This is a genomic window from Streptomyces sp. AM25 (assembly GCF_058146165.1).
Genome location: NZ_JBKIWN010000016.1, coordinates 190,956 through 216,632 on the forward strand (window position 1 = coordinate 190,956; position 25,677 = coordinate 216,632).

Consider the following 25,677-nt stretch of genomic DNA (forward strand, 5'->3'; position numbering starts at 1 on the left):
GCGCGGGGAACTGCGCGACCGGCCCAGGACGGCCGGCACCGGGCAACGTACGGAGGCAGTGGCCTGCAGCGAGGGCGGGGGCGCCGCCCCCGCAGTGGCAGGTCGGGGAGTGGGTGGACGTATCACCCTCGATTAGGCTTTCCCGTTTCACTGACGTAGACTGACGCGTCGGCTCTCGTCTATCCGCATGCCCGCGTTCCGCGTGGCCGTGCGAACACCAGAGTTGATCAAGGTAGCCGATTCGAAAGGCGAAGCGTGGCCAAGAAGCAAGGTGCCATCGAGATCGAGGGCACCGTGATCGAGTCTCTGCCGAACGCCATGTTCAAGGTGGAGCTCCAGAACGGTCACAAGGTCCTCGCGCACATCAGCGGCAAGATGCGGATGCACTACATCCGTATCCTTCCCGACGACCGGGTCGTGGTGGAGCTGTCTCCGTACGACCTGACGCGCGGCCGGATCGTCTACCGGTACAAGTAGATCTTGCCCACAGCCCCGCCTCCCGTGGGGTGAAGGCACTGACTTCGGAGAACCTGCATCCCATGAAGGTCAAGCCGAGCGTCAAGAAGATCTGCGACAAGTGCAAGGTGATCCGCCGTCACGGCCGGGTCATGGTCATCTGCGACAACCTGCGCCACAAGCAGCGCCAGGGCTGACGCAGAACCTGCACTTCAGCAGTTTCTTCGCGCGACGCGCGCAATACGTACATACGCAGGACCCGTCCCTCTCTGTGATGGAGGGCGGCACCCCCGGCTCGGAGGCCGGGGACCCGGTCGGTACCAAATCTTTGAATCCAAAGAGGCCGGCCGCCGGGAGTGGTCTTGTGGAAGACCTCCGACGAACACCTGGAGCCATTCAATGGCACGCGTTTCCGGTGTCGACATCCCGCGTGAAAAGCGCGTGGAGGTCGCACTCACCTACGTCTTCGGCATCGGCCGCACCCTGGCGAAGGAGACCCTCGCCAACACCGGTGTGAACCCGAACACCCGCGTTCGTGACCTGTCCGAGGAGGACCTGGTCAAGATCCGCGAGTACGTGGACGCCAACATCAAGACCGAGGGCGACCTGCGCCGCGAGGTCCAGGCCGACATCCGCCGCAAGGTCGAGATCGGCTGCTACCAGGGTCTGCGCCACCGTCGTGGCCTGCCCGTCCACGGCCAGCGCACCAGCACGAACGCCCGTACCCGCAAGGGCCCGCGTCGCGCCATCGCCGGCAAGAAGAAGCCGGGCAAGAAGTAGTCCTCAGCGGACGCTCATTTAGCGGTCTTCGCTGTAGGACCGACCACCTCCACGGGAGAATCGAATGCCCCCCAAGGGACGCCAGGGCGCTGCCAAGAAGGTGCGCCGCAAGGAAAAGAAGAACGTCGCTCACGGCCACGCGCACATCAAGAGCACGTTCAACAACACCATCGTTTCGATCACCGACCCCACGGGCAACGTGATCTCCTGGGCCTCCGCCGGCCACGTCGGCTTCAAGGGCTCGCGCAAGTCCACCCCGTTCGCCGCGCAGATGGCCGCCGAGTCGGCTGCCCGTCGCGCGCAGGAGCACGGCATGCGCAAGGTCGACGTCTTCGTCAAGGGTCCCGGCTCCGGCCGTGAGACCGCGATCCGTTCCCTCCAGGCCACGGGCCTCGAGGTCGGTTCGATCCAGGACGTCACCCCCACCCCGCACAACGGCTGCCGTCCGCCGAAGCGCCGCCGCGTCTGAGGTCTGGCACACACGTGCATTCGGGCGGTACGGCTCTTTCGAGCCGTGCCGCCCGTACCCTTGCAGTACAGCAGGGCGTCAAATAGCGGGCGCCCACGACTGAAGGATCTGATCCACACATGCTGATCGCTCAGCGCCCCTCTCTGACCGAAGAGGTCGTGGACGAGTTCCGTTCCCGGTTCGTCATCGAGCCGCTGGAGCCGGGCTTCGGCTACACCCTCGGCAACTCCCTGCGTCGTACGCTCCTCTCCTCGATCCCGGGTGCGGCTGTCACGTCCATCCGCATCGACGGTGTCCTGCACGAGTTCACCACCGTGCCGGGCGTCAAGGAGGACGTCACCGACCTCATCCTCAACATCAAGCAGCTGGTCGTCTCCTCGGAGCACGACGAGCCGGTCGTGATGTACCTGCGCAAGCAGGGCCCGGGTCTGGTCACCGCCGCGGACATCGCCCCGCCGGCCGGCGTCGAGGTGCACAACCCCGACCTGGTCCTGGCGACCCTGAACGCCAAGGGCAAGCTGGAGATGGAGCTGACCGTCGAGCGCGGTCGCGGCTACGTCTCCGCCGTCCAGAACAAGCAGGTGGGCCAGGAGATCGGCCGTATCCCGGTCGACTCCATCTACTCGCCGGTTCTCAAGGTCACCTACAAGGTCGAGGCGACCCGTGTCGAGCAGCGCACCGACTTCGACAAGCTGATCGTCGACGTCGAGACCAAGCAGGCCATGCGCCCGCGCGACGCCATGGCGTCCGCCGGCAAGACCCTGGTCGAGCTGTTCGGTCTGGCCCGCGAGCTCAACATCGACGCCGAGGGCATCGACATGGGCCCGTCCCCGACGGACGCCGCCCTGGCCGCCGATCTGGCGCTGCCGATCGAGGAGCTCGAGCTCACCGTTCGGTCCTACAACTGCCTCAAGCGCGAGGGCATCCACTCCGTGGGTGAGCTCGTCGCCCGCTCCGAGGCCGACCTGCTCGACATCCGCAACTTCGGTGCGAAGTCGATCGACGAGGTCAAGGCGAAGCTGGCCGGCATGGGCCTGGCCCTCAAGGACAGCCCGCCCGGATTCGACCCGACCGCTGCCGCCGACGCCTTTGGCGCCGACGACGACGCGGATGCGGGTTTTGTGGAGACCGAGCAGTACTGATCGGTCTTCGGGTGCGGGAGCGCTGTGCTTGATCGCGCAGTTCCCCGCGCCCCTTCCGGGGCGCAGCCCCGGATCTCCGACGGGCAACCGCTCGCTCGGATACTGACTCCGGTACCTGGTACGGCCGGGGCAGACACCTAGGAGAAACACCATGCCGCGTCCCACCAAGGGTGCCCGTCTGGGCGGCGGTGCCGCGCACGAGAAGCTGATGCTGGCGAACCTCGCCAAGTCGCTCTTCGAGCACGGCCGCATCACGACGACCGAGGCCAAGGCCCGCCGCCTGCGTCCGGTCGCCGAGCGCCTGATCACCAAGGCGAAGAAGGGCGACATCCACAACCGTCGCCAGGTGCTGCAGACGATCACGGACAAGGGCATCGTCCACGTCCTCTTCACCGAGATCGCTCCGCGCTTCGCCGAGCGTCCGGGTGGCTACACCCGCATCACCAAGATCGGCAACCGTCGTGGCGACAACGCCCCGATGGCTGTGATCGAGCTGGTCGAGGGTGAGATCGCCAAGAAGGCGACCGTCGCCGAGGCCGAGGCCGCCACCAAGCGTGCGGTCAAGGAGTCCGAGGCTGCCGCCGAGGCTCCGGCCGAGGAGTCGAAGGACGCCTGACGCACATCGTGTGTCAGGACGGGCCCGCCCCTTTCGGGGGCGGGCCCGTCCCGCATTTGTGGAAGGAAACTCAGCGGTGAGTGACGAGGTGGAGCCCGGCAAGGTCCGGGTGCGGCTGGACCTGTCGTACGACGGCAAGGACTTCTCGGGCTGGGCCAAGCAGCGCGAGGGGCAGCGCACGGTCCAGGGCGAGCTGGAGGACGCGATCCGGACGGTGACGCGCTCGTCCGAGACGTACGAACTGACCGTCGCCGGGCGGACGGACGCAGGGGTGCACGCCCGCGGCCAGGTCGCGCACGTCGATCTGCCGGCCGAGGTGTGGGCCGAGCACCAGGACAAGCTGCTGCGCCGGCTGGCCGGACGGCTCCCGCACGACGTCCGTGTGTGGAAGGCCGAGGAGGCCCCGGCCGGTTTCAACGCGCGTTTCTCGGCGGTCTGGCGGCGCTACGCCTACCGGGTGACGGACCATCACGGCGGTGTCGACCCGCTGCTGCGCGGTCATGTCCTGTGGCACGACTGGCCGTTGGACGTCGACGCGATGAATGCCGCTGCAGAGAAGCTCGTTGGCGAACACGACTTCGCTGCGTACTGCAAGAAGCGCGAGGGCGCCACCACCATCCGCACGCTGCAGCAGCTGAGTTGGGTGCGGGACGCCTCCGGCGTCATCACCGCGACGGTGCGGGCCGATGCCTTCTGCCACAACATGGTGCGGTCGCTCGTCGGCGCGCTGCTGTTCGTCGGCGACGGGCACCGGCCGGTCGACTGGCCGGCGAAGGTGCTGGCTGCGCGGGTGCGGGACTCGGCCGTGCACGTTGTGCGGCCGCACGGGCTGACGCTGGAGGAGGTCGGTTACCCGGCCGACTCCGAGCTGGCCGCCCGCAACCGGGAAGCGCGCAACAAGCGGACGCTGCCCGGCGGGGCGGGGTGTTGCTGAGCGCTCGGCCGAAACCTGCGGGTCGTCTGTGGCTGGTCGCGCAGTTCCCCGCGCCCCTTCGGGGCGCGGGACGCTGTCATGGAAGGTTGACCGCCAAGTCGCTCGACATCGTGAAGTACGGGTGGACGCCCGCGACCGTCGGGTAGATGTCGGTCTTGTTGCGGTCGACGATGTCCCCGGTGAGCCGTGCGAGTTTGACCGGTTCGGCCCCGGAGGCCGGGACCAGGGCCAGGTCCCAGGTCGTGCTCCCGGTGCCGCCGCGGGCGGCCTTCAGCTGCTCGTAGGGGACGGTGACCCGGAACGCCGTCCCGCCGGTGACCTCGGCGTCCACCGTCACCTCGGCCGCGCTCTCGGTGCGCGGGGTGCCGACGAGGACGGGCTTGCCGCCCTCGGTGAACTCGGCGCCGTGCAGGGTGCCTTCGACCGTGAACGCGTCCTCGCCGGTGCGGATGCTGCGGGCCTCGGCGTGGGCCGGGCGGTGCCAGGCGCGCAGCGCCAGGTAGCCGTCGACGGTCGGGTAGGGCACCCACCAGGTGAACGGGGCGTCCGGCAGCGGCTCCACGGTGAGCAGGCCCTTGCCCTCGGCGAGGTGGGAGACCACACGGCGGCGGGCACGGTCCTCCTCGCGCACGACGTGCAGGTCCCAACGGCCCTCGCCCAGACGGAGCTTGCGGCGGTCCAGGACGGCCGTCCAGGGGCCGCCCTTGCCGCCCGCCGGCGGGGTGAGCGGCACGCCGACGGGCTTGCCCTCGCGGCGGCGGGTGACGGTGAGGGTGAGCTTGTCGCCGGAGACGCCGCTGCCGTCGACCGAGACCAGGATGTTGCCGTCGGCGTCGACGCGGCAGGAGGCCACGGGGCGCAGCGGCTTGCGGACGACGATGTCCTTGAGGACCTTCTTCACCGGCTGCTTGGCCGGCTTGGCCACGGGCCGCCGGACGAGCTTGCCGAGGGCGCGGCGCAGCAGCTTGCGCAGCGGCACGGACGTGCTGTCGGTCCCGGACGTCCCGGTGTGCCCGCCGCGGAGGCCCTCGATGAGGTCGAGGTAGGCGTCGGCGATGCGTTCGGGGGAGTAGCGCTGGGCGGAGGCGCGGGCGGCCTCGCCCATGCGGCGGCGGAGGCCGTCGTCCTCGATCAGTTCGAGCAGGCCCTTGGCGATGGCGTCGCTGTCGCCGACGGGGACGAGGAGGCCGTCCTCGCCGTGGGTGATGATCTCGCCGGGCCCGTGCGGGCAGTCGGTGGCGACGACGGGGACGCCGCAGTGCATGGCCTCCACGATCGTCATGCCGAAGGACTCCTCGCGGGAGGTCACGGCGGCGATGGAGCCCTTGGCCCACTCGGTCTCGATGGGGGAGTGGGCGCCCATGAGCGTGACGGACTCGTTGAGCCCGAGGCGGTCGATCTGCGCGCGCAGCTTGGCCTGTTCGGGGCCGCGGCCGTAGAGGCGCAGCTTCCAGTCGGGGTGTGCGGCGGCGACGGTGGCCCAGGCCTTGACGAGCAGGTCGTAGCGCTTGACGGGGATGAGCCGGCCGGCGGCGACGACGATCCTGGCCTCGGGGTCGGCCTGTTCGACCTCGGAGGCCGGTACGCCGTTGGGCAGGCAGACGATCTTCGTCCTGGCGTCGGGGAAGTGCTCCCGGTGGGTGGCCGCGTCCGCCTCGGAGACGGTGGTGTGCGCGTCCAGGTGCGGGATGGAGGCGTCCTGGTAGGCGCGGATGGCCGGCTCGTGGGTGCCGTAGATCCGGTGCTCCTGGCCGATGCGCAGGTAGCGGTCGGTGCCGAACTCGGCGAGGTACATCACCAGGCCGGGGCGGGTGGCGATGACGACGTCGGCGTCGGTGCGCGCCAGGTGTTCGGCCACGCGCTGGTCGGTGAGGGCGCTGAAGTGCGCGCCCTTGGCCTCGACCGCGGGGATGTACGTGCTCTCCTGCGCGAGCAGTTCGTGGTCGCGGTCGGCGCCCTCGTCGGGTCGCTGGTCGATGAGGTTGACCAGTCTGACCCTGGGGTGGAGGGACAGCCGCGGCGTCTTCCCGCTTCTGATGACCGACACGATCTCCACGTCGTGCCGCTCCGCGAGGGCACTCGCGACGTTGAACGTCGAGCGGATGGTGCCGCCGATGCCGTAGGCGTTCTGCAAAAGGAAAGAGATCTTCATGGCGGTGTGTCCGCGGCGCGCTGCAGGCGCTGCGTCCGTCCTTCCCCCTGGCCCGGGTGTCGAGGTCTCCCCACCGTCGGTTAAGACCGTTGAGAGGGATTTGGGTTGCCCGGGCAGCCTACATTGTGGCTTGGGTCACGTTGCAAGGATCAATGCCCGGGCGTCTTCGACTGCACCGACGCCGCGGCCTGTTCGCTGCCGCGGGCGTAGATGCGCCGGAACGTGTAGTCCCCCACGTCACGGCCCGCGGTCAGGGCCTTGGTGTCGTCGGCGGCGACCGCGGAGCCGTCCGTGAAACCCGCGACGGTGAAGTACGCGTACCGCCCTTCCGTGTTCGCGGAGTTGCGGCACGCCGGCCCGTGGCAGAAGGCCGTGCCGTCCTCGCCGGGCAGCGGGGTGACGTACCCCGTGTACCGGTCCTTCGCCTTGTCCGCGGCCGCCTTGGAGTCGAAGACGGCCACGCCGACCGTCACGGCGACGCCGTTGCGCAGGTAGGTGGCGCGCAGCAGTCGACGGCAGCCGTTGTCCTTGAGGACCTGGCCCAGGCCGCCCTCGGCGGCGTCGGTGCAGTCGGCGGTGGAGCCGGTGGCGATGCGCTTGTAGGCGGCGCCGGGGCTCATCACCGGCTGGGCCTGCGGGAAGAGGCTCTGCGGGGTGAGCGGTGCCTTGTCCTTGTCCGCGCTGGATATGAACTCCCGCGGGTCCGGCGGCGACGGCGGTGCGACCGGGGCGAAGGTCGGCTCGGCGGAGGCCGAGGCGCTGGGCGGTCTGCCGCCCGTGGCGTCGGCCTTGCCGTTCTTGTCGTTCTTGCCCGTCATGACCACGGCGGTGGCCACGATGGCGGCCACGGCGCCCGCGCCGAGCACCCCGCCGCCGATGAGCAGCAGCTTGCGGCGCCGGCCGCGGGCGGCGGTGTCGTCGGCGAGCTGCGCCCAGTCGGGCGTGTGGGACGCCGGGGGCATGTGCGGAGGCATGGGCTGCGAGGGGGGAGGCCCCCACTGCGGAGCCGTCGGTCCGGAGTCGCCCGTGGGCCCGTACGGCCCCCCCTGCCCAAAACTCATGTCCGGCATCGTAAACCGGTTGGTCACGGCCCGGTCAGCCGGGAGAATGCGGCACATGGGACATGTGGAGGCGGCGCATCTCGAGTACTACCTACCGGACGGCAGGGCACTGCTCGGTGACGCCTCCTTCCGCGTCGGGGAAGGGGCCTCCGTCGCCCTCGTCGGGGCCAACGGCGCGGGCAAGACGACCCTGCTGCGGCTGATCGCGGGGGAGCTGCAGCCGCACGGCGGCACGGTCGCGGTGGGCGGCGGGCTGGGTGTGATGCCGCAGTTCGTGGGGTCCGTGCGGGACGAGCGGACGGTGCGGGACCTGCTGGTCTCCGTGGCCCAGCCGCGCATCCGCGAGGCGGCGCGGGCCGTGGACGCGGCCGAGCTCGCGATGATGACCGTGGACGACGAGGCCGCGCAGCTGGCCTACGCGCAGGCCCTGGCCGACTGGGCGGAGGCCCGCGGCTACGAGGCCGAGACCCTGTGGGACATGTGCACCGTGGCCGCGCTCGGCGTTCCGTACGAGAAGGCCCAGTGGCGCCAGGTGCGCACCCTCTCCGGCGGCGAGCAGAAGCGGCTGGTGCTGGAGGCGCTGCTGCGCGGCCCGGACGAGGTGCTGCTGCTGGACGAGCCGGACAACTACCTGGACGTCCCCGGCAAGCGGTGGCTGGAGGGGCAGCTGCGGGAGACGCGGAAGACGGTGCTCTTCGTGTCCCACGACCGTGAGCTGCTCGCCCGCGCCGCGGAGAAGATCATCAGCGTCGAGCCGGGCCCGGCCGGCAGCGACGTCTGGGTGCACGGCGGCGGCTTCGCCACCTACCACCAGGCACGCAAGGAGCGCTTCGCCCGCTTCGAGGAGCTGCGCCGGCGCTGGAGCGAGAAGCACGCCCAGCTGAAGAAGCTGGTGATCAGCCTGCGCGAGGCGGCCGCCGTCAGCCATGAGATGGCGTCCCGCTACGCGGCGGCCCAGACCCGGCTGCGGAAGTTCGAGGAGGCGGGTCCGCCGCCGGAGCCGCCGCGCGAGCAGGACATCCGGATGCGGCTGCGCGGCGGCCGTACCGGCATTCGCGCGGTGACCTGCGAGAAGCTGGAGCTCACGGGGCTGATGCAGCCCTTCGGCCTGGAGGTCTTCTACGGCGAGCGGGTGGCCGTCCTCGGCTCGAACGGCTCCGGGAAGTCGCACTTCCTCCGCCTCCTGGCGGGGGAGGAGGTGGCGCACAGCGGCATGTGGAAGCTGGGCGCCCGGGTCGTCCCCGGCCACTTCGCCCAGACCCACGCCCACCCCGAGCTGGAGGGCCGCACGCTCGTCGACATCCTGTGGACGGAGCACGCCAAGGACCGCGGGGGCGCCATGTCGGCGCTGCGCCGCTACGAGCTGGAGGGCCAGGGCGACCAGCGCTTCGAGCGGCTCTCGGGCGGCCAGCAGGCGCGCTTCCAGATCCTGCTGCTGGAGCTGGCGGGTACGACGGCGCTGCTGCTGGACGAGCCGACGGACAACCTGGACCTGGAGAGCGCTGAGGCGCTCCAGGAGGGGCTGGAGGCGTACGAGGGCACGGTGCTCGCGGTGACGCACGACCGTTGGTTCGCTCGTTCCTTCGACCGGTTCGTGGTTTTCGGCGCGGACGGGCGCGTCAGGGAGGTGCCGGAGCCGGTGTGGGACGAGGGCCGGGTGGCGCGCAAGCGATAAGGTGCCCCGGCACGTTTTGACCCTGCCGGGCGCCGCCGGGTACTCTGTGGGTTCGTTATGCGTATTGGCTTGGTCGTTCTCACGCGAGGGGCCCTTACGCTTGTCCGTCAGGTTTGATCGCCGGCGGCCTGCACGCGGGTTGCGTCCCCGTGGTGCGGCCAATGCTGTGTGGTCACGCATGTGCGGACCGTGTCAGGACCCAAACTCAACTGAGAAAAGGCTACGACCGTGCGTACGTTCAGCCCCAAGCCCGGCGATGTGACGCGCCAGTGGCACATCATTGACGCGCAGGACGTCGTCCTGGGCCGTCTCGCCTCCACGGCTGCCTCCCTGCTGCGTGGCAAGCACAAGCCTGTGTACGCCCCGCACATGGACATGGGTGACTTCGTCGTCATCATCAATGCCGACAAGGTGCACCTGTCCGGCAACAAGAAGACCCAGAAGATGGCGTACCGCCACTCTGGCTTCCCGGGCGGTCTGCGCTCTGTCCGTTACGACGAGCTGCTCGACAAGAACCCCGAGAAGGCCGTCGAGAAGGCCATCAAGGGCATGCTGCCGAAGAACTCCCTCGGCCGTCAGATGCTCTCGAAGCTGAAGGTCTACTCGGGCGACCAGCACCCGCACGCCGCCCAGCAGCCCGTTCCGTTCGAGATCACCCAGGTCAAGCAGGGCTGAGTCCCGGCCACCGCCGAACCAGAAAGTCTGAGGAGAATCAGTGGCTGAGACCACCGCCGAGATGCCGGTCGAGGGCGTCGAGGAGTACACCACGGAGACCGAGGTCGTCGAGTCGGAGTACACCTCCGAGTCCCTCGCCTCCCGCTTCGGCGAGCCGCAGCCGGCCGCCGGCCTGGGCCGTCGCAAGAACGCCATCGCCCGCGTCCGGATCGTTCCGGGCACCGGCAAGTGGAAGATCAACGGCCGCACCCTTGAGGACTACTTCCCCAACAAGGTGCACCAGCAGGAAGTCAACGAGCCCTTCAAGGTGCTCGAGCTCGACGACCGCTACGACGTCATCGCCCGCATCGCGGGTGGCGGCGTGTCCGGCCAGGCCGGCGCCCTGCGCCTCGGTGTGGCCCGCGCCCTCAACGAGGCCGACGTCGACAACAACCGCGGCCCGCTGAAGAAGGCCGGCTTCCTCAAGCGCGACGACCGTGCGGTCGAGCGCAAGAAGGCCGGTCTGAAGAAGGCCCGCAAGGCTCCGCAGTACAGCAAGCGCTAAATCGCAGCTCGCTGCACCGCCCGAACGCCCCGGTGGCACGAAACGTGCCGCCGGGGCGTTCGGCCATTGGCGGCCCGGGGCGTATACCTGGAGGAAACGCTCTGGCCCCGGGCTCGACACCTTCACGTTCGGGGGTCCGTGCGCGGACCCCGCACTCCAGTGTTTTCGGAGGACACCAGTGGGACGACTCTTCGGTACGGACGGTGTGCGCGGTGTCGCCAACGCCGATCTGACGGCGGAGCTCGCGCTCGGCCTGTCGGTCGCGGCGGCGCATGTGCTCGCCGAGGCGGGCACCTTCGAGGGCCATCGCCCGGTGGCGGTGGTCGGCCGTGATCCTCGTGCGTCCGGGGAGTTCCTGGAGGCCGCCGTGGTGGCCGGACTGGCCAGTGCGGGCGTGGACGTCCTGCGGGTGGGCGTGCTGCCCACGCCGGCGGTCGCCTACCTCACCGGGGCGCTCGGTGCGGACCTCGGCGTGATGCTCTCCGCCAGCCACAACGCGATGCCCGACAACGGCATCAAGTTCTTCGCCCGCGGCGGCCACAAGCTCGCCGACGAGCTCGAGGACCGCATCGAGCAGACCTACCGGGCCCACGCCTCCGGCGAGCCCTGGGACCGGCCCACCGGCGCCGGCGTCGGCCGGGTCCGCGACTACGACCAGGGCTTCGACAACTACGTCGCCCACCTGATCGGCGTCCTCCCGAACCGCCTCGACGGCCTCAAGGTCGTCATCGACGGTGCCCACGGCGCCGCGGCCCGGGTCTCGCCCGAGGCCTTCGCGCGGGCCGGTGCCGAGGTCGTCACCATCGGCACCGAGCCGGACGGCCTCAACATCAACCACGAGTGCGGCTCCACGCACCTGGCCAAGCTGCGCGCCGCCGTCGTCGAGCACGGCGCCGACCTGGGCGTGGCGCACGACGGCGACGCCGACCGCTGCCTGGCCGTGGACGCCAAGGGCGACGAGGTCGACGGCGACCAGATCCTGGCCGTGCTGGGTCTCGCGATGCGCGATGCCGGGTCGCTGCGCAAGAACACGATCGTCGCGACCGTGATGTCGAACCTGGGCTTCAAGCTGGCCATGGAGTGCGAGGGCGTCGAACTCGTCCAGACGGCGGTCGGCGACCGCTACGTCCTGGAGGAGATGAAGGCGAACGGCTTCGCCCTCGGCGGCGAGCAGTCCGGCCACGTCATCGTCCTGGACCACGCGACGACCGGCGACGGCACGCTGACCGGCCTGATGCTGGCGGCCCGCGTCGCCGCCACGGGCCGCTCGCTCGCCGAGCTGGCGGGCGTGATGGAGCGGCTGCCGCAGGTGCTCATCAACGTGCGCGACGTCGACAAGTCGCGCGTCGCCACCTCGGAGGAGCTGGCGGAGGCCGTGAAGACGGCGGAGCGCGAACTCGGTGCGACCGGGCGGGTGTTGCTGCGGTCCTCCGGCACGGAGCCGCTGGTGCGCGTCATGGTCGAGGCCGCCGACATCGAGCAGGCCAGGGCTGTTGCACAGCGCCTGGCGGATGTCGTGAAGTCGGCACTGGGCTAGGGGAGTTCCCGGGGCTCCGCCCCGGACCCCGTACCGCGCTGCGCGCGGTGTCCTCAAACGCCGGACGGGCTGATTTCTCAGCCCGTCCGGCGTTCTTCAGAGTTTCCGCAGCGACAGCCGCTGCACCTTGTGGTCCCGGCCCTTCCTCAGGATCAGGTTCGAACGGCCCCGTGTCGGGGCGACGTTCTCCAGGAGGTTGGGCTGGTTGATGGTCCGCCAGTTCCGGCGCGCGTAGTCCAGCGCCTCCTCCTCCGACACCTCCGTGTAGCGCCGGAAGTACGAGTCCGGGTCCTGGAACGCCGTGGCCCGCAGCTTCCTGAAGCGGTGGTAGTACCACTGCTCGATGTCGTCGGCCCGCGCGTCCACGTACACGCTGAAGTCGAAGAAGTCGGCGAGTCCGACCCGGGTGCGGCCGTCCTTGCCGGGCTGGGCCGGCTGCAGGACGTTCAGGCCCTCGACGATCAGGATGTCGGGGCGGTGCACGGTCAGCCGCTCGCCCGGCACGATGTCGTAGGTCAGGTGGGAGTAGACCGGCGCCGAGACCTCCTCCTTGCCGGCCTTCACGTCCGCGACGAAGCGCGTCAGGGCCCGCCGGTCGTAGGACTCGGGGAAGCCCTTCCTCGACATCAGGCCGCGCGCCTGCAGCTCCGCGTTGGGCAGCAGGAAGCCGTCCGTGGTGACCCGCTCCACGCGCGGGTGCTCGGGCCAGCGCGCGAGGAGGGCGCGCAGCAGCCGGGCCGTGGTCGACTTGCCGACCGCCACGCTGCCGGCGACCCCGATCACGAAGGGCGTGCCGCGCTGGGCCCCCTTCTCGCCGAGGAAGGTGTTGAGCGCGCCGCGCAGCTGTCCGGTGGCCCCCACGTAGAGGTTGAGCAGCCGGGAGAGCGGCAGGTAGATGTCGCGGACCTCGTCGAGGTCGATGACGTCGCCGAGCCCCTGCAGCGCCTCCACCTCGGCCGCGGTGAGCGGCAGCGGCGTGTTCTCGCGCAGGGCGCTCCACTCGGCCCGGGTGAGGTCGACGAAGGGCGAGGAGTCCGCACGCCGTCGCTGATGAGGGTCTGTGGTGGTCGGCACGGCCCCCATTCTGCGGGGGCCACGGGCAGTGATCACCCCGGGGGTGTGTGGCGCCGACGACACCGAGGGTTGCGTGTGGTGCCGGTGGGTGAAGTTCGGCCGGGAGCCTGTACTTACTCGCGGGTCAGGAATACGTTCCGGTCTTGCTGTGTCCCGGTCCGGTCCCGTTCGCACCCCGCGCGAGGCTCCCGTGTTCGTTCTCCGTCTCGTACACCGCCACCTGCGCTACTCGGTCCGGCGCGCGCTCCGCCGCTCCGGCTCCGGGCGCGGCACCGTGGCCGATCGTGAGGTCTTCGCCGACCGGGTGCGCGGCGAGCTCGCCGCCGAGCTGCCGGAGGAGGACCTGGGGCAGGAGCTGGGCGACTGCCTGGACCGGTACGTTCTCGGCAGCAAACCGCGCTGCGAGGAGGTCGAGTACCTGGAGCTGGTGCAGGAGGCCATCTACCGGATCGAGCGCGGGCGTTAGCACCCGGGCCGTACGCTGCAGTCCATGTGCGGAATCGTTGGGTATGTGGGAGGGCAGTGCGCCCTCGACGTCGTCCTTGCCGGGCTGCGGCGGCTGGAGTACCGCGGCTACGACTCGGCCGGTGTGGCGGTGCCGGCCGACGGCGGGCTCGCGGCCGCGAAGAAGGCCGGCAAGCTCGCCAATCTGGAGAAGGAGCTCGCCGCCCGCCCCCTGCCGTCCGGGGCCACCGGCATCGGCCACACGCGCTGGGCCACGCACGGCGCGCCCACCGACGCCAACGCCCACCCCCACCTGGACAATCCGGGCCGTGTCGCGGTCGTCCACAACGGCATCATCGAGAACTTCGCCGCGCTGCGCGCCGAACTGGCCGAGCGCGGTCACGTGCTGGTCTCGGAGACGGACACCGAGGTCGTCTCCCACCTGCTCTCGGAGTCCTTCTCCTCCTGCGGCGACCTGGCCGAGGCCATGCGGCAGGTGTGCCGCCGCCTGGAGGGCGCGTTCACGCTCGTCGCGGTGCACGCGGACGACCCGGACGTGGTGGTGGGCGCCCGCCGCAACTCCCCGCTGGTGGTGGGCGTGGGGGACGGCGAGGCCTTCCTGGCCTCGGACGTCGCGGCCTTCATCGCCCACACCAGGGAGGCGGTCGAGCTCGGCCAGGACCAGGTGGTCGAGCTCCGCCGGGACGGTCTGGACGTGACCGTCACCGTCACCACCTTCGAGGGCAAGGACGCGGAGATCCGCCCGTACCACGTCGACTGGGACGCCTCGGCCGCCGAGAAGGGCGGCTACGACTACTTCATGCTCAAGGAGATCGCCGAGCAGCCGAAGGCCGTCGCGGACACGCTGCTGGGCCGCATCGACGCGGCCGGGACGCTGTCGCTGGACGAGGTGCGGATCCCGGGCCCGGTGCTGCGGGAGGTCGACAAGGTCGTGATCGTGGCGTGCGGCACGGCGTACCACGCCGGGCTGATCGCCAAGTACGCGATCGAGCACTGGACGCGCATCCCGTGCGAGACGGAGCTGGCGAGCGAGTTCCGCTACCGCGATCCGATCCTCGGAGCGCGGACGCTGGTGATCGCCATCTCGCAGTCCGGCGAGACGATGGACACGCTGATGGCGCTGCGGCACGCACGCGAGCAGGGCGCGAAGGTCCTGGCGATCTGCAACACGAACGGCTCGACGATCCCGCGCGAATCGGACGCCGTGCTGTACACGCACGCCGGCCCGGAGGTGGCGGTCGCCTCGACGAAGGCGTTCCTGACGCAGCTGGTGGCCTGCTATCTGGTGGCGTTGTACCTGGGGCAGGTGCGCGGCACCAAGTGGGGCGACGAAGTCCGGTCCGTCGTGCGGGAGTTGTCGGACATCGCCACGCAGGTGGACGAGGTCCTGGAGACGATGGAGCCGGTGCGCGAACTGGCCCGCTCGCTGGCGGACAAGGGGACCGTGCTGTTCCTGGGCCGGCACGTCGGTTACCCGGTCGCCCTGGAGGGCGCGCTGAAGCTGAAGGAGCTGGCGTACATGCACGCCGAGGGCTTCGCGGCGGGTGAGCTGAAGCACGGCCCGATCGCGCTGATCGAGGAGGACCTGCCGGTGGTGGTCGTGGTGCCGTCGCCGCGCGGCCGGTCCGTCCTGCACGACAAGATCGTCTCCAACATCCAGGAGATCCGGGCCCGCGGCGCCCGCACCATCGTGATCGCGGAGCGGGGCGACGAGGCGGTGCGCCCGTACGCGGACCACTTGATCGAGATCCCGGCGACCCCGGTGCTGCTGCAGCCGCTCGTCGCGACCGTCCCGCTCCAGGTCTTCGCCTGCGAGCTGGCGACGGCGCGGGGCAACGAGGTGGACCAGCCGCGCAACCTGGCGAAGTCGGTGACGGTCGAATGATCGTCGGAGTCGGCATCGACGTCGCCGAGATCGAGCGCTTCGGCGCCGCCCTGGAGCGCACCCCCGGCATGGCGGAGCGCCTGTTCGTGGAGCGCGAGCTCTACCTGCCGAGCGGCGAACGCCGCGGCACCGCCTCGCTGGCCGTCCGCTTCGCGGCCAAGGAAGCCCTGGCCAAGGCCCTGGGCGCCCCGGCGGGCCTGCTGTGGACGGACGCGGAGGTCGTGGCGGAGGACAGCGGGCAGCCGCGCCTGGTGGTCACCGGCACGGTGGCGGCGCGGGCGGAGGCGCTGGGGGTGACGTCGTGGCACGTGTCGCTGAGCCATGACGCGGGGGTGGCCTCCGCTGTGGTGATCGCGGAGAAGTGAGGGGGCGGGGCGGCCCCGTCTGCCGGAGCCGCCTCCGCTTTCTCACCCCCGCACCACGTCCCGCCACACCCCCCGCAACCCCTCCGCCACCGCCATCGATGTGATCGGCGCCGCGCCGAGGTCCCGTGCCGCCAGGCCGTGCAGGTACGCGCCCACCGATGCCGCGTCCCGCCCCGGCAGGCCCGCCGCCAGCAGGGAGCCCGTCAGGCCCGAGAGGACGTCGCCGCTTCCCGCCGTCGCCAGCCACGGGGTCCCCGTGGGGTTCACCCGTACGGGGGTGTCCGTGCCGTCGGTGACCAGGGTGGTCGAGCCCTTCAGGAGAGCCGTCGCCCCGAAGCGGTCCGCCAGGGCGCGTACCGCCGGCAGGCGGCCGGCCTCCACCTCCTCGCGGGAGAGGCCGAGCAGGGCCGCGGCCTCCCCGGCGTGCGGGGTGAGGACCGTTGTGGCCCGGCGGGCCCGTACCGCCACGGGGTCCAGCAGGCGCAGGCCGTCCGCGTCGACCAGGACCGGGACGTCCTGGGTCAGGACGTCCACCAGCGCCCGGCGCGCCTCCGGGCCGTCGCCCAGGCCGGGGCCCACCACCCACGCCTGGACCCGGCCCGCCTCCGACGGCGGGCCGGCCGTCACCAGGGTCTCGGGGAAGCGGGCGATCACCGCGTCCGCCGCGGGGCCGGCGTAGCGCACCGCGCCCGCGCCGCCCCGGAGGGCGCCGGCCACGGCCAGGACGGCGGCGCCGGGGTAGCGGGCCGAGCCCGCGACGATGCCGATCACACCGCGGCGGTATTTGTCACTCTCCGGCTCGGGGAAGGGGAGCAATTCGGCCACATCCGCGTGGTGGAGGGCCTCGACGTCCGGAGGGCCTTCCAGGAACGGCCCGAGGCCGATGTCCACGAGGCGGAGCGCCCCCGCGTGCTCCCGCGCCGGGTCGATGAGCAGGCCCGGCTTGTACGCGCCGAACGTCACCGTTGCATCCGCCCGCACCGCGGCCCCCCGCACCTCCCCGGTGTCCGCGTCCACGCCGCTCGGCAGGTCGACGGCAACCACGAGCGCCCCCTCCGCAGCCTTGACCAGGGCCTCCGCCTCCGGACGCAGGCCGCCGCGGCCCCCGATGCCGACGATGCCGTCGATCACCAGGTCGGCCCGGCGGAGCGCGGGTTCGCCGGCTCCGGCGGGCACCGCCCGCCCGCCGGCCGCCCGCAGCGCCGCCAGGCCGCCCCGGTGCGCCCGCTCCGGTGCGAGGAGCACCGCCGTGACCCCCGCGCCCCGGCGCGCGAGCCGGGCGCCCGCGTAGAGGGCGTCGCCCCCGTTGTCGCCGCTGCCGACCAGCAGCGCCACCCGGGCCCCGTACACCTTCCCCAGCAGATCCGCGCAGGCCGCGGCCAGTCCGGCCGCGGCCCGCTGCATCAGGGCGCCCTCGGGCAGCCCGGCCATGAGCGCCCGCTCGGCGGCCCGTACGGTCTCCACGCTGTAGCCAGTCCTCATGGGGCCAGCCTCCCCCACGGGCCCCGGTCGCGACACCCGCCGCACCGCCCCCATCCCCGCCCGCCGCGTGGCCTGAGACACTGACGGGGATGAGTGAGACACCGATGCGCGTCCGAGCCGTGGTCGACCTGGCCGCCCTGCGGGCCAACGTACGCACGCTGAAGGCCCGCGCCCGCGGCGCGCAGCTGATGGCCGTGGTCAAGGCGGATGCGTACGGCCACGGCGCGCTGCCCTGCGCCCGCGCCGCCCGGGAGGCCGGCGCCGAGTGGGTCGGCACGGCCCTGCCGGAGGAGGCGCTCGCGCTGCGTGCCGCCGGGGACACCGGCCGGCTGATGTGCTGGCTGTGGACGCCGGGCGACCCGTGGCGGGACGCCGTCGAGGCGGACATCGACGTCTCCGTCAGCGGACTGTGGGCGCTGGACGAGGTCGCCGAGGCCGTCCGGGCCTGCGGCCGCCCCGCCCGCGTCCAGCTGAAGATCGACACCGGCCTCGGCCGCAACGGCTGCCAGCCCGGCGACTGGGAGCAGCTCGTGGCCGCCGCCCGCGCCGCGGAGGAGGCGGGCCTGCTGCGGGTCACCGGCATCTGGTCCCACTTCGCCTGCGCCGACGAGCCCGGGCACCCCTCCATCCGCGCCCAGCTGGCCGTCTTCCGGGACGCCGTCGGCTACGCGGAGCGCCAGGGCCTGCGCCCCGAGGTGCGGCACATCGCCAACTCCCCGGCCACCCTCACCCTCCCCGAGAGCCACTTCGACCTCGTGCGCACCGGCGTCGCGATGTACGGCATATCGCCGAGCCCCGAGCTCGGCACCCCGGAGTCGCTCGGCCTGCGGCCCGTGATGACGCTGACGGCCTCCCTGGCCTCGGTCAAGCGGGTGCCCGGCGGCCACGGCGTCTCGTACGGGCACCGGTACACGACCCCGGGCGAGACGACCCTGGCGCTCGTCCCCGTCGGCTACGCGGACGGCATCCCGCGCGCCGCCTCCGGCACCGGCCCCGTGCTGATCGGCGGCAAGTGGCGCACGGTCGCGGGCCGGGTCGCGATGGACCAGTTCGTCGTGGACCTCGGCGGCGACGGCGCGGAGCCCGGCGACGAGGCCGTCCTCTTCGGCCCGGGCGACCACGGCGAGCCCACCGCCGAGGACTGGGCAAGAGCGACCGGAACCATCGCCTATGAAGTGGTCACCCGCATCTCGGTGCGTGTGCCCCGCGTCTATGTCGGTGACACTGCAAGTAACGGCAGCACTGCGCGCACACCACGTGGTGACACGGGACGTGACCACGACACGGGGGGCACAGGATGAGCGAGGGCGACAGTACGGGCACGGGCACCGCGGTGGCCGGCGCCGCCTGGCGGCGGGGAGCGGGCTTCGCCGGGGCCGCGGTCGGCGTGGTGGCGGCCGGAGCCGCCGTCGGGGTCGCGGTGGAGCGGCTGACGGTCGGGCGCGGCATGCGCCGCAAGGCGCGCCTCGTCCTGGACTCGGCGGGCCCGTACGGGACGCTGCGCGGCACGCCCGGGACGGCCGTCGCCGAGGACGGCACCGAGATCTACTACGAGGTCGACGAGGTCGCGGACCAGGAGGCGGCGGAGCGCCCGGGGCGCCGCTTCGGCCGCCGGCAGGCCGCCGCGGCGCCGCCCGTCACCGTCGTCTTCAGCCACGGCTACTGCCTGAGCCAGGACTCCTGGCACTTCCAGCGCGCGGCCCTGCGCGGCAAGGTCCGCATGGTCTTCTGGGACCAGCGCAGCCACGGCCGCTCCGAGCGCGGGAGGGGCGCGCCCCTCTCCGTCGACCTTCTGGGCCGCGATCTGAAGGCGGTCATCGACGCCGCCGCCCCCGAGGGCCCGCTGGTGCTCGTGGGGCACTCGATGGGCGGTATGACGACCATGGCGCTCGCCGCGCAGTACCCCGGCCTGATCGCGGAGCGCGTCCTCGGCGCGGCCTTCGTCAGCACGTCCTCGGGGCGGATGTCCGAGGTGACGTACGGGCTCCCGGCCGCCGGGTGGAGCGTGGCGCGGCGGATCCTGCCGGGCGCCTTCAAGCTGATGACGACCCAGCCCGAGCTGGTCGAGAAGGGCCGCCGGGCCGCCAGCGAGATCGTCGGCGGCGTCATCAAGCGCTACTCGTTCGGCGCGCGGGACGTCGACCCCGCGGTGGCGCGTTTCGCCGAGCGGCTGATCGAGGCGACGCCGGTGGACGTGGTCGCCGAGTTCTACGCGGTCTTCGCCACGCACGACAAGCTCGCGGCGCTGTGCGCCTTCGACCACCTGCCGGTGCTGATCCTCACCGGGGACCGGGACATGGTCATCCCGCCGGGCCACAGCGAGGTCATCGCCGAGGCCCTGCCGGACGCCGAGCTGGTGGTGGTCCCCGGGGCCGGGCACATGGTGATGATGGAGCAGTCCGGGCTCGTCGACGACCGCCTCGCGTGGCTGCTCGCCGAGGCGGGGGCCGTGGCCGCCCCGGCGCCGCGGACGGCTCCGGCCCCGTAACATCGGTCTGCATGAACGCCCCGCACGACACCACAGCGCAGCTCACCGTCAAGTCCGCAGACGACATGCGGGAGTTGGGCCGCAGGCTCGCGGGCCTGCTGCACCCCGGCGACCTCGTGCTGCTCTCCGGCGAGCTCGGTGCCGGCAAGACGACGCTGACCCGCGGCCTGGGCGAGGGCCTCGGCGTGCGCGGTGCCGTCACCTCGCCGACGTTCGTGATCGCCCGGGTCCACCCCTCGCTGCGGGGCGGCCCGGCGCTCGTCCACGTCGACGCCTACCGCCTCTCCGGCGGGCTGGACGAGATGGAGGACCTCGACCTGGACGTCTCCCTGCCGGAGTCGGTGATCGTCGTGGAGTGGGGCGACGGCAAGGTCGAGGACCTGTCGGACGACCGGCTGCGGGTCGTCATCGAGCGGGCCGTCGGGGCGGACGGCCTTGCGATCGAGGAGGCGGACGACGTGCGCACCGTGACGGTGACGGGCGTGGGCGCCCGCTGGGCGGACGTGGACCTGGCGCCGCTCGGCTGCTGAGGCGGGTATTCCGACAACATTCCGACAAGCCGTCGGCAAAATGTTGCGCGGGTGGCTCCGGGCGTGGTCACATGGAGTGCAGAGACTCGGTTAGGCCTGCCTAACTTCGCCCATGGCATCCCTGGAGGCGCCCATGTCGGCCCACGAGCCTGCGAGCCGCTCCGAGGAGCGGACGCCTTCGATGCGCGATCTGCTCGCGGCGTGCGCGGCGGCCGATGCGGTGTCGACTCCGCCGAGGGACGAGGACGAGCCTTCGGCCGAGCCGGCCGAGGACCGGGAGCGCGACGCGGCGTAGGGCGCCCCGTAGGGGGCGCGGGGAACTGCGCGATCAACCACAGTCGACCCGCACTTACGGGACGACGACGACCTTCGTCCCGCTCACCGCGAACTCCCACATGGCCCTGCCGTCCGCCGGCTTCTCACGGATGCCGCCCGTCTTCTTCCCGGAGCTCGGATCCGGCGAGGATCCGTCCACGGCGGCGCTGAAGCCGAACACGATCCCGTTCACCGCGTGGAAGCGCACCACGTGCTCCACCGGGATCCCGTCCGACCCGGTGATGTTCGCCGAGCGCGACGTCACCGCGTACGCCCCCGGCTGCGGGCTCACCGCGCTCGGCGCGACGTCGAAGGTGCGCGAGGCCTTGCCGTCGGCCCCCACCAGCCACACCCGCTTCTGCGCGAGCGCGTAGACGACCCGCATCCCGGTGCCCGAGGCCGCCGGAACCGCGTTCGTCTCCGGCTGCTGGCCGCCCTGCGGGCCCGCAGCGGGCTTGCCGCCCGGCTGGTCCTTCTTGTCCTTGCCCTGGGCGGCGGCGTGACGGGCGGGCTTGTCGGGCGCGGCCTCGGCCTGGTAGGCGAGAAAGCCGACCCCGGCCAGCGCCGCCGCGGTGAGCGCGGCCACGATGGCCCCCGAGCTGCTGCGTGCCACGCTGAGCACCCCTTCGTCTGCGAATACGCTGCGGATACGCGCACGCGCGCACACGCGCCCTGCGGTACGGCGACCGTAGCACCTGGACGCGCCCCCGCCCGCGCCTCCGGCAGCCCCGGTGCGCACACCGCTCGGTTCCCGGCCCGGCACCGGCGGCCCCACCCGGCGCCGTACGCTTGTCGGTGTGCTGCTGCTCGCTCTTGATACCGCCACCCCCGCCGTCACCGTCGCCCTCCACGACGGCGACTCCGTCGTCGCCGAATCGGGTCAGGTGGACGCCCGCAGGCACGGTGAGCTGCTGCTTCCCGCCGTCGACCGGGTCCTCGCCGAGGCCGGCCGGAAGCCGGCGGACGTGACGGACATCGTCGTCGGCGTCGGTCCCGGCCCGTACACCGGCCTGCGCGTCGGCATCGTCACGGCGGCCACCTTCGGCGCCGCGCTCTCCGTCCCCGTCCACGGCCTGTGCTCGCTCGACGGCATCGCGTACGCGGCCGGGCAGGCGGGCCTGACCGGCGAGTTCGTCGTGGCGACGGACGCCCGCCGCAAGGAGGTCTACTGGGCCCGCTACGCGGACCCGCGCACCCGCCTGACCGAGCCCGCCGTGGACCGTCCCGCCGAGCTCACCGAGAAGCTCGCCGGCCTGACGGCCGTCGGTGCGGGCGCCGTGCTGTACGCCGACGCCTTCACCGACGTCCGGGCCGACCTGCCGCAGCACCAGTCCGCGGCCGCCCTGGCGGCGCTCGCGGCCGAGAAGCTGCGCACGGGCGGGGAGTTCCTGCCGGACCAGCCGCTGTACCTGCGCCGTCCCGACGCCCAGGTACCGGCCAACTACAAGGTGGTCACCCCGAAGTGACGGCGACACCCGTGCCCGACCCGGCCGATGTGCCCGTCCGCATCCGGGAGATGCGCTGGTGGGACATCGCCCCGGTGCTCGAGCTGGAGCGTGAGCTCTTCCCGCACGACGCCTGGTCCAAGGGCCTCTTCTGGTCCGAACTGGCCCACGCGCGCGGGCCGAACGCCAACCGCCGCTACGTGGTCGCCGAGACCGGCGAGGAGAAGCCCCGCGTCGTCGGCTACGCCGGGCTCGCCGCCGTCGACGGCACCGGCGACGTCCAGACCATCGCGGTCGCCTACGACTTCTGGGGGACCGGACTCGGAGCCCGGCTGCTCACCGAGCTGCTGACCACCGCGACCTCCTTCGAGTGCCGCGAGGTGCTGCTCGAAGTGCGCGTCGACAACACCCGGGCCCAGCGCCTCTACGAGCGCTTCGGCTTCGAGCCGGTCGGCGTCCGCCGCGGCTACTACCAGCCGGGCAACGTCGACGCCCTCGTCATGCGCCTCTCCGACCCTTCTACCGCAGTGCAAGGAATGACCCATGGCTCGCAAGGCTGACGAACCCCTCGTCCTCGGCATCGAGACCTCGTGCGACGAGACCGGCGTCGGCATCGTCCGCGGCCACACGCTCCTCGCGGACGCGGTCGCCTCCAGCGTCGACGAGCACGCCCGCTTCGGCGGCGTCGTCCCCGAGGTCGCCAGCCGGGCGCACCTGGAGGCGATGGTCCCGACGATCCAGCGCGCCCTGAAGGAGGCCGGGGTCAGCGCGAAGGACCTCGACGGCATCGCGGTGACGGCCGGCCCCGGCCTCGCGGGCGCCCTGCTCGTCGGCGTCTCGGCGGCGAAGGCCTACGCCTACGCGCTCGGCAAGCCGCTGTACGGCGTGAACCACCTGGCCTCCCACATCTGCGTGGACCAGCTCGAACACGGTGCCCTGCCGGAGCCGACGATGGCCCTGCTGGTGAGCGGCGGCCACTCCTCGCTGCTCCTGGCCCCCGACATCACCTCCGACGTCCGCCCGCTGGGCTCCACCATCGACGACGCGGCGGGCGAGGCCTTCGACAAGATCGCCCGTGTCCTCCACCTCGGCTTCCCGGGCGGCCCGGTCATCGACCGCTACGCGCGCGAGGGCGACCCGGAGGCCATCCGCTTCCCGCGCGGCCTGACCGGCCCGCGCGACCCCGCCTACGACTTCTCCTTCTCGGGTCTCAAGACGGCGGTGGCCCGCTGGATCGAGGCCAAGCGCGCCGCGGGCGAGGACGTCCCCGTCGCGGACGTGGCGGCGTCCTTCCAGGAGGCGGTCGTCGACGTCCTGACCCGCAAGGCCGTGCGCGCCTGCAAGGACGAGGGTGTCGACCACCTCATGATCGGCGGCGGCGTCGCCTCCAACTCCCGCCTGCGCGCGATGGCTCAGCGCCGCTGCGAGGACGCGGGCATCACCCTGCGCATCCCGCGCCCGAAGCTGTGCACGGACAACGGCGCCATGGTCGCGGCGCTGGGCGCGGAGATGGTGGCGCGGGGCCGGGCGGCCTCGTCGTGGGACCTCTCGGCGGACTCCTCGCTGCCGGTGACGGAGCCGCACGTGCCGGGGCACGACCACGGTCACGGCCATGACCACGACCATTTCCACGAGTTGAGCAAGGACAACCTGTATTCCTGACGGCTTATCCTGGTGCTCGTGCAACCGGGGGACACGGGGAAGGCGGCGATCCGCGGTGGAATGGTTCTGGTGGGCGTTCATCTTCGCCGGTCCGGCTGCGGGCATCGTCGCCAAGGTCACCGAGCCCGTCCGGAGCGGGCTCAAGATGCGCCATGAGCGCAAGCTGGCGGAGCTGGAGGCGCAGCGCGAGTCCCAGCGCGAGGAGCGCGCTGCACTGGAGGCGGCCGCCAAACCGCCCGCCCCGGTGTGCGGTTGCGGACATCACCTCGCCAAGCACGACAAGCAGGGCAAGTGCCACGAGTCGGTCGAGGTGGCCGTCGCCTGGGACGCGGACAGGAAGCCGGTCGGCTACGAGCCGGGCCGCTGCAACTGCCAGCAGTACGTGGGCCCGCAGCCGTTGACGACGCTGTACGCGGAAGACCTGACGGACCTGGACTTGAGCGATTCCCGGGCCCCGAAGGGGCGCGGGGAACTGCGCGACTAGCCCAAAACCACCCGGACCGGACCACCTACGCCCGAACAGCCTGCCCGAGCAGCATGGTCGGCGCTCCGGCAACCCGAGTCAGCACGATGACGCAGGAGTTCGGCCCGTCGAGCTTCAGCTTCTTCCGCAGTTCTTCCGGCTCGACGGCCGACCCCCGCTTCTTGATCACGGCCACCCCGATCCCGCGCTCGCGCACGACCGCCTTCAGCTTCTTGAGGTTGAAGGGAAGCACGTCCGTGATCTCGTACGCCGCCGCATACGGCGTCGCGCGCAGCTCGTCGGCCGTCACGTACGCGATCGTCTCGTCGACGAGCCCGCCGCCCAGCTCCTCCGCTACCTCCGCGACCAGGTGCGCACGGATCACCGCGCCGTCCGGTTCGTACAGATACCGCCCCACCGGGCGGACCGCCGGGTCCGGGAGCCCCCGGCCCGTCAGCGACGCGCCGCCCGGCAGGAGCGTCGCCCGCCGGACGCCCGGGTCCGTGCCGAACCACAGCACGGCCTCCTTCACGTCACCGGCGTCCGAGATCCACTCCGCCTCCGCCTCCTCGGGGACGGCCTCGTGCGGCACCCCCGGCGCGATCTTGAGCGCCGCGAACGGGGCCTTGCGAGCCGCCTCGACCGCCCAGGACAGCGGCGGCGAATAGGCCTCGGGATCGAAGATCCGGCCGCGGCCGCCGCGCCGCGCGGGGTCGACGAAGACCGCGTCGTACGCGGAGGTGTCGACCTCGGTCACGTCCGCGCAGCGCACCTCGATCAGTTCGGACAGCCCCAGCGCCGCCGCGTTCGCCCGGACGACCTCGCAGGTCAGCGGGTCGCGGTCGACGGCGAGGACCGAGACGCCGGCCCGCGCGAGCGCAATGGCGTCGCCGCCGATGCCGCAGCAGAGGTCCGCCACCCGGCGCACCCCTGCCGCCACGAAGCGGCGGGCGCGGTACGCGGCGACCGAGGCGCGGGTCGCCTGCTCGACGCCGTGGGGGGTGAAGTACATGCGGTACGCATCCTCGGTACCGAACTTCGCCACCGCCCGCTGCCGCAGCCGCGCCTGCCCGAGTGCGGCGGACACCAGCTCGGCGGGGTGCTCACGCCGCAGCCGGGTCGCTGTCGCGAGCTCCTGGGAGGGGTCGTAGTGGCGCAGCTCGTCGAGGAGGCGCCGGCCCTCGTCGGTGAGGAGGGCGGTGAAGGAGGCGGTGTTCGGTGCGGGCACGGCTTCATTCTCGCCGCAAAATCCGGTCACCAGTGCCCAGCGCAGCGTGACTGCGGGGGGTCCGGCTTGTGAGGGCACCCATAGGGCCCAGGTCACATACGACTCGCGGTAGTGGGCCGCCTATGCGGTCAATTCGGGCATTCTGCCGGTGTTCGGGGTGCCCCTTTCCGCCCGGTTCAGTAGTAGGTCACACCTTTGCCAGGGGATTTTTCCGCGGCTAACACTGGTCGGGTC

The 25,677-nt window shown here is 72.0% G+C and carries 28 protein-coding genes; 22 read left to right on the forward strand and 6 right to left on the reverse strand.

The window, feature by feature from the left end; genetic code table 11:
- The first annotated feature begins 255 nt into the window (after positions 1-255).
- From infA to truA, 7 genes are all read left to right on the forward strand, one after another.
- The gene (gene infA, locus ACLHRZ_RS23090; RefSeq protein ID WP_003956442.1) at positions 256-477 is read left to right on the forward strand and encodes a translation initiation factor IF-1; all 222 of its coding nucleotides are present in this window, start codon (positions 256-258) and stop codon (positions 475-477) included.
- Positions 478-539: 62 nt separating this feature from the next.
- Positions 540-653, forward strand: a complete 114-nt coding sequence (gene rpmJ, locus ACLHRZ_RS23095; protein WP_003956441.1) for a 50S ribosomal protein L36 — start codon at positions 540-542, stop codon at positions 651-653.
- Between the two features lie 202 nt (positions 654-855).
- Entirely contained in the window at positions 856-1,236 is a 381-nt protein-coding gene (gene rpsM, locus ACLHRZ_RS23100) for a 30S ribosomal protein S13 (RefSeq protein ID WP_171082784.1), read from the forward strand.
- Positions 1,237-1,300: 64 nt separating this feature from the next.
- Positions 1,301-1,705, forward strand: a complete 405-nt coding sequence (rpsK, locus tag ACLHRZ_RS23105; protein ID WP_003948617.1) for a 30S ribosomal protein S11 — start codon at positions 1,301-1,303, stop codon at positions 1,703-1,705.
- 119 nt (positions 1,706-1,824) lie between these two features.
- Positions 1,825-2,847, forward strand: coding sequence for a DNA-directed RNA polymerase subunit alpha (locus tag ACLHRZ_RS23110; RefSeq protein WP_004946635.1), 1,023 nt, complete (start codon positions 1,825-1,827; stop codon positions 2,845-2,847).
- Between the two features lie 151 nt (positions 2,848-2,998).
- Positions 2,999-3,463, forward strand: a complete 465-nt coding sequence (rplQ, locus tag ACLHRZ_RS23115) for a 50S ribosomal protein L17 (RefSeq protein ID WP_030368392.1) — start codon at positions 2,999-3,001, stop codon at positions 3,461-3,463.
- Between the two features lie 76 nt (positions 3,464-3,539).
- Positions 3,540-4,397: a tRNA pseudouridine(38-40) synthase TruA gene (gene truA / locus ACLHRZ_RS23120; protein ID WP_490420386.1), complete on the forward strand. Its 858-nt coding sequence runs from the start codon at positions 3,540-3,542 to the stop codon at positions 4,395-4,397.
- A 76-nt stretch (positions 4,398-4,473) separates the two neighbouring features.
- Here the strand turns inward: truA and ACLHRZ_RS23125 are convergent, their stop codons facing one another.
- Together ACLHRZ_RS23125 and ACLHRZ_RS23130 are read right to left on the reverse strand one after the other, a co-directional pair.
- Positions 4,474-6,549, reverse strand: a complete 2,076-nt coding sequence (locus tag ACLHRZ_RS23125) for a glycosyltransferase family 4 protein (protein ID WP_490420387.1) — start codon at positions 6,547-6,549, stop codon at positions 4,474-4,476.
- Positions 6,550-6,698: 149 nt separating this feature from the next.
- Positions 6,699-7,511, reverse strand: coding sequence for a hypothetical protein (locus ACLHRZ_RS23130; RefSeq protein ID WP_490420388.1), 813 nt, complete (start codon positions 7,509-7,511; stop codon positions 6,699-6,701).
- Positions 7,512-7,665: 154 nt separating this feature from the next.
- Here ACLHRZ_RS23130 and ACLHRZ_RS23135 point away from each other — a divergent pair, with 154 nt between their 5' ends.
- The 4 genes from ACLHRZ_RS23135 (at position 7,666) to glmM (ending at position 12,041) form a co-directional block, all read left to right on the forward strand.
- Positions 7,666-9,285: an ABC-F family ATP-binding cassette domain-containing protein gene (locus ACLHRZ_RS23135; RefSeq protein WP_490420389.1), complete on the forward strand. Its 1,620-nt coding sequence runs from the start codon at positions 7,666-7,668 to the stop codon at positions 9,283-9,285.
- 228 nt (positions 9,286-9,513) lie between these two features.
- The gene (rplM, locus tag ACLHRZ_RS23140) at positions 9,514-9,960 is read left to right on the forward strand and encodes a 50S ribosomal protein L13 (RefSeq protein WP_390779883.1); all 447 of its coding nucleotides are present in this window, start codon (positions 9,514-9,516) and stop codon (positions 9,958-9,960) included.
- Positions 9,961-10,000: 40 nt separating this feature from the next.
- Entirely contained in the window at positions 10,001-10,504 is a 504-nt protein-coding gene (rpsI, locus tag ACLHRZ_RS23145) for a 30S ribosomal protein S9 (protein ID WP_490420390.1), read from the forward strand.
- A gap of 178 nt (positions 10,505-10,682) precedes the next feature.
- Positions 10,683-12,041 carry a phosphoglucosamine mutase gene (gene glmM / locus ACLHRZ_RS23150; protein ID WP_490420391.1) on the forward strand — a complete coding sequence of 453 codons (1,359 nt, stop codon included), beginning with the start codon at positions 10,683-10,685 and terminating at the stop codon, positions 12,039-12,041.
- Between the two features lie 96 nt (positions 12,042-12,137).
- Here glmM and coaA read toward each other — a convergent pair whose 3' ends face one another.
- The gene (gene coaA / locus ACLHRZ_RS23155) at positions 12,138-13,115 is read right to left on the reverse strand and encodes a type I pantothenate kinase (protein WP_490420392.1); all 978 of its coding nucleotides are present in this window, start codon (positions 13,113-13,115) and stop codon (positions 12,138-12,140) included.
- A gap of 190 nt (positions 13,116-13,305) precedes the next feature.
- On the opposite strand from coaA, the gene ACLHRZ_RS23160 reads away from it, so the two are divergent.
- The 3 genes from ACLHRZ_RS23160 to ACLHRZ_RS23170 are packed head-to-tail and all read left to right on the forward strand — an operon-like array spanning position 13,306 to position 15,830.
- The gene (locus tag ACLHRZ_RS23160) at positions 13,306-13,581 is read left to right on the forward strand and encodes a hypothetical protein (RefSeq protein WP_490420393.1); all 276 of its coding nucleotides are present in this window, start codon (positions 13,306-13,308) and stop codon (positions 13,579-13,581) included.
- Positions 13,582-13,605: 24 nt separating this feature from the next.
- Complete coding sequence (glmS, locus tag ACLHRZ_RS23165; RefSeq protein ID WP_490420394.1) at positions 13,606-15,465, forward strand: glutamine--fructose-6-phosphate transaminase (isomerizing); 1,860 nt, start codon at positions 13,606-13,608, stop codon at positions 15,463-15,465.
- Entirely contained in the window at positions 15,462-15,830 is a 369-nt protein-coding gene (locus ACLHRZ_RS23170; RefSeq protein WP_466997111.1) for a holo-ACP synthase, read from the forward strand. Before glmS ends, ACLHRZ_RS23170 begins: the two co-directional genes overlap by 4 nt.
- Before the next feature lie 42 nt (positions 15,831-15,872).
- On the opposite strand, the gene ACLHRZ_RS23175 is transcribed toward ACLHRZ_RS23170, so the two are convergent.
- On the reverse strand, positions 15,873-17,312 hold the full coding sequence (locus ACLHRZ_RS23175) for an NAD(P)H-hydrate dehydratase (RefSeq protein ID WP_490420395.1): 1,440 nt from the start codon (positions 17,310-17,312) through the stop codon (positions 15,873-15,875).
- Positions 17,313-17,401: 89 nt separating this feature from the next.
- Here ACLHRZ_RS23175 and alr point away from each other — a divergent pair, with 89 nt between their 5' ends.
- From alr to ACLHRZ_RS23195, 4 genes are all read left to right on the forward strand, one after another.
- Entirely contained in the window at positions 17,402-18,613 is a 1,212-nt protein-coding gene (gene alr / locus ACLHRZ_RS23180; RefSeq protein WP_490420396.1) for an alanine racemase, read from the forward strand.
- Complete coding sequence (locus tag ACLHRZ_RS23185) at positions 18,610-19,800, forward strand: alpha/beta fold hydrolase (RefSeq protein WP_490420397.1); 1,191 nt, start codon at positions 18,610-18,612, stop codon at positions 19,798-19,800. The genes alr and ACLHRZ_RS23185 overlap by 4 nt, the downstream gene beginning before the upstream one ends.
- An 11-nt stretch (positions 19,801-19,811) precedes the next feature.
- Positions 19,812-20,330 carry a tRNA (adenosine(37)-N6)-threonylcarbamoyltransferase complex ATPase subunit type 1 TsaE gene (tsaE, locus tag ACLHRZ_RS23190; protein WP_490420398.1) on the forward strand — a complete coding sequence of 173 codons (519 nt, stop codon included), beginning with the start codon at positions 19,812-19,814 and terminating at the stop codon, positions 20,328-20,330.
- A gap of 112 nt (positions 20,331-20,442) precedes the next feature.
- Positions 20,443-20,625, forward strand: coding sequence for a hypothetical protein (locus ACLHRZ_RS23195; protein WP_490420399.1), 183 nt, complete (start codon positions 20,443-20,445; stop codon positions 20,623-20,625).
- A gap of 54 nt (positions 20,626-20,679) precedes the next feature.
- On the opposite strand, the gene ACLHRZ_RS23200 is transcribed toward ACLHRZ_RS23195, so the two are convergent.
- Positions 20,680-21,258 (reverse strand): hypothetical protein, encoded by a 579-nt coding sequence (locus ACLHRZ_RS23200; protein ID WP_490420400.1) that lies wholly within the window; start codon positions 21,256-21,258, stop codon positions 20,680-20,682.
- A 184-nt stretch (positions 21,259-21,442) separates the two neighbouring features.
- On the opposite strand from ACLHRZ_RS23200, the gene tsaB reads away from it, so the two are divergent.
- From tsaB to ACLHRZ_RS23220, 4 genes are read left to right on the forward strand one after another with little or no spacing between them, the layout of a single operon-like run.
- Positions 21,443-22,111 (forward strand): tRNA (adenosine(37)-N6)-threonylcarbamoyltransferase complex dimerization subunit type 1 TsaB, encoded by a 669-nt coding sequence (gene tsaB / locus ACLHRZ_RS23205; RefSeq protein WP_490420401.1) that lies wholly within the window; start codon positions 21,443-21,445, stop codon positions 22,109-22,111.
- A gap of 50 nt (positions 22,112-22,161) precedes the next feature.
- Positions 22,162-22,650: a ribosomal protein S18-alanine N-acetyltransferase gene (rimI, locus tag ACLHRZ_RS23210; RefSeq protein WP_490420417.1), complete on the forward strand. Its 489-nt coding sequence runs from the start codon at positions 22,162-22,164 to the stop codon at positions 22,648-22,650.
- Complete coding sequence (gene tsaD / locus ACLHRZ_RS23215; RefSeq protein WP_490420402.1) at positions 22,634-23,752, forward strand: tRNA (adenosine(37)-N6)-threonylcarbamoyltransferase complex transferase subunit TsaD; 1,119 nt, start codon at positions 22,634-22,636, stop codon at positions 23,750-23,752. Before rimI ends, tsaD begins: the two co-directional genes overlap by 17 nt.
- Before the next feature lie 55 nt (positions 23,753-23,807).
- The gene (locus ACLHRZ_RS23220) at positions 23,808-24,236 is read left to right on the forward strand and encodes a hypothetical protein (RefSeq protein WP_490420403.1); all 429 of its coding nucleotides are present in this window, start codon (positions 23,808-23,810) and stop codon (positions 24,234-24,236) included.
- Between the two features lie 25 nt (positions 24,237-24,261).
- On the opposite strand, the gene ACLHRZ_RS23225 is transcribed toward ACLHRZ_RS23220, so the two are convergent.
- Positions 24,262-25,443, reverse strand: a complete 1,182-nt coding sequence (locus tag ACLHRZ_RS23225) for a class I SAM-dependent methyltransferase (RefSeq protein WP_490420404.1) — start codon at positions 25,441-25,443, stop codon at positions 24,262-24,264.
- Between the last annotated feature and the right edge of the window lie 234 nt (positions 25,444-25,677).

Bases quoted from the DNA above. Each gene is read 5' to 3' on its own strand.
- alr (WP_490420396.1), top strand. From the start codon at position 17,402: ATGAGTGAGACACCGATGCGCGTCCGAGCCGTGGTCGACCTGGCCGCC.
- ACLHRZ_RS23185 (WP_490420397.1), top strand. From the start codon at position 18,610: ATGAGCGAGGGCGACAGTACGGGCACGGGCACCGCGGTGGCCGGCGCC.
- ACLHRZ_RS23130 (WP_490420388.1), bottom strand. From the start codon at position 7,511: ATGCCCCCGGCGTCCCACACGCCCGACTGGGCGCAGCTCGCCGACGAC.
- rpmJ (WP_003956441.1), top strand. From the start codon at position 540: ATGAAGGTCAAGCCGAGCGTCAAGAAGATCTGCGACAAGTGCAAGGTG.
- ACLHRZ_RS23170 (WP_466997111.1), top strand. From the start codon at position 15,462: ATGATCGTCGGAGTCGGCATCGACGTCGCCGAGATCGAGCGCTTCGGC.
- ACLHRZ_RS23175 (WP_490420395.1), bottom strand. From the start codon at position 17,312: ATGAGGACTGGCTACAGCGTGGAGACCGTACGGGCCGCCGAGCGGGCG.
- rimI (WP_490420417.1), top strand. From the start codon at position 22,162: ATGCGCTGGTGGGACATCGCCCCGGTGCTCGAGCTGGAGCGTGAGCTC.
- glmS (WP_490420394.1), top strand. From the start codon at position 13,606: ATGTGCGGAATCGTTGGGTATGTGGGAGGGCAGTGCGCCCTCGACGTC.
- ACLHRZ_RS23110 (WP_004946635.1), top strand. From the start codon at position 1,825: ATGCTGATCGCTCAGCGCCCCTCTCTGACCGAAGAGGTCGTGGACGAG.
- ACLHRZ_RS23135 (WP_490420389.1), top strand. From the start codon at position 7,666: ATGGGACATGTGGAGGCGGCGCATCTCGAGTACTACCTACCGGACGGC.
- rplQ (WP_030368392.1), top strand. From the start codon at position 2,999: ATGCCGCGTCCCACCAAGGGTGCCCGTCTGGGCGGCGGTGCCGCGCAC.
- ACLHRZ_RS23125 (WP_490420387.1), bottom strand. From the start codon at position 6,549: ATGAAGATCTCTTTCCTTTTGCAGAACGCCTACGGCATCGGCGGCACC.
- rpsM (WP_171082784.1), top strand. From the start codon at position 856: ATGGCACGCGTTTCCGGTGTCGACATCCCGCGTGAAAAGCGCGTGGAG.
- tsaD (WP_490420402.1), top strand. From the start codon at position 22,634: ATGGCTCGCAAGGCTGACGAACCCCTCGTCCTCGGCATCGAGACCTCG.
- rpsK (WP_003948617.1), top strand. From the start codon at position 1,301: ATGCCCCCCAAGGGACGCCAGGGCGCTGCCAAGAAGGTGCGCCGCAAG.
- tsaE (WP_490420398.1), top strand. From the start codon at position 19,812: ATGAACGCCCCGCACGACACCACAGCGCAGCTCACCGTCAAGTCCGCA.
- ACLHRZ_RS23195 (WP_490420399.1), top strand. From the start codon at position 20,443: ATGGCATCCCTGGAGGCGCCCATGTCGGCCCACGAGCCTGCGAGCCGC.